Origin of the sequence: Mesorhizobium sp. M7A.F.Ca.ET.027.03.2.1 (assembly GCF_003999175.1) — a bacterium.
Lineage (GTDB): Bacteria > Pseudomonadota > Alphaproteobacteria > Rhizobiales > Rhizobiaceae > Mesorhizobium.
In genome coordinates this window covers 1-1,413 of record NZ_RZOM01001321.1, presented here as the reverse complement: position 1 = coordinate 1,413, position 1,413 = coordinate 1, and the positions used below count along the sequence as shown (strand labels likewise).

At 66.9% G+C, this 1,413-nt stretch carries 1 protein-coding gene; it reads left to right on the top strand.

The window, feature by feature from the left end; all coding sequences use genetic code 11:
* A partial coding sequence (edd, locus tag EN750_RS34260) for a phosphogluconate dehydratase (protein WP_127399273.1) occupies nucleotides 1–1,413 on the top strand: 1,413 nt, incomplete at both ends.

The following is a 1,413-nucleotide window of genomic DNA, read 5'->3' as shown; positions in this document are numbered from 1 at the left end:
TCATCACCTCCTACAACGACATGCTGTCGGCGCATCAGCCGTTCGAGACTTTCCCCGCGCTGATCAAGGACGCGGCGCGCGAAGCCGGCGGCATTGCCCAGGTGGCCGGCGGCGTGCCGGCCATGTGCGACGGCGTCACCCAGGGCCAGCCCGGCATGGAGTTGTCGCTGTTTTCGCGCGATGTCATCGCCATGGCCGCCGCGATCGGCCTGTCGCACAACATGTTCGACGCCGCCGTCTATCTCGGCGTCTGCGACAAGATCGTGCCGGGGCTGGTGATAGCCGCCCTCACCTTCGGCCATCTGCCGGCGGTGTTCATTCCGGCCGGACCGATGACGACCGGCCTGCCCAATGACGAGAAGGCCAAGGTCCGCCAGCTCTACGCCGAGGGCAAGGCCGGGCGCGCCGAACTGCTGGAAGCCGAGTCCAAATCCTATCATGGGCCGGGCACCTGCACCTTCTACGGCACGGCGAATTCCAACCAGATGCTGATGGAGATCATGGGCCTGCACACGCCGGGCGCTTCCTTCGTCAATCCCGGCACCCCGCTGCGCGAGGCGCTGACCCGCGAGGCGACGAAGCGGGCGCTGGCGATCACCGCGCTCGGCAACGCCTATACGCCTGTCGGCCGGATGATCGACGAGCGCTCGATCGTCAACGGCATCGTCGGCCTGCACGCCACCGGCGGCTCGACCAATCACACCATCCACCTGATCGCCATGGCGGCGGCGGCCGGCATAGCCATCACCTGGCAGGATATTTCCGACCTTTCGGAAGCCGTGCCGCTGCTGGCGCGGGTCTATCCGAACGGCCTCGCCGACGTGAACCATTTCCACGCCGCCGGCGGGCTCGGCTTCCTGATCCGCGAACTGCTCGACGAAGGCATCCTGCATGAGGATGTGCAGACGGTGTGGGGCGAAGGCCTGCGGCCTTATGCGGTCGAGGCAAAGCTCGGCGCCGACGGCAGCGTGGTGCGCGAGGCCTCGCCGAAGGCAAGCGGCGACGAAAAAGTGCTGGCGCCGTTCAACAAGGCATTCCAGGCGACCGGCGGCCTGAAGGTGCTGTCAGGCAATCTCGGCCACGCCGTCATCAAGACTTCCGCGGTGAAGCCGGAGCGGCGTATCATCGAGGCGCCGGCCAGGGTCTTCGACAGCCAGCAAGGGCTGAACGATGCGTTCAAGGCAGGCACGCTGACCGGTGATTTCATCGCCGTCATCCGCTTCCAGGGGCCGAAGGCCAATGGCATGCCGGAACTGCACAAGCTGACCACCGTGCTCGGCATCCTGCAGGATCGCGGCCAGCGCGTCGCGCTGGTCACCGACGGGCGCATGTCTGGCGCCTCCGGCAAGGTGCCGGCGGCGATCCATGTGACGCCGGAGGCGGTCGAGGAGGGTCCTATCGCCAGGATCCATG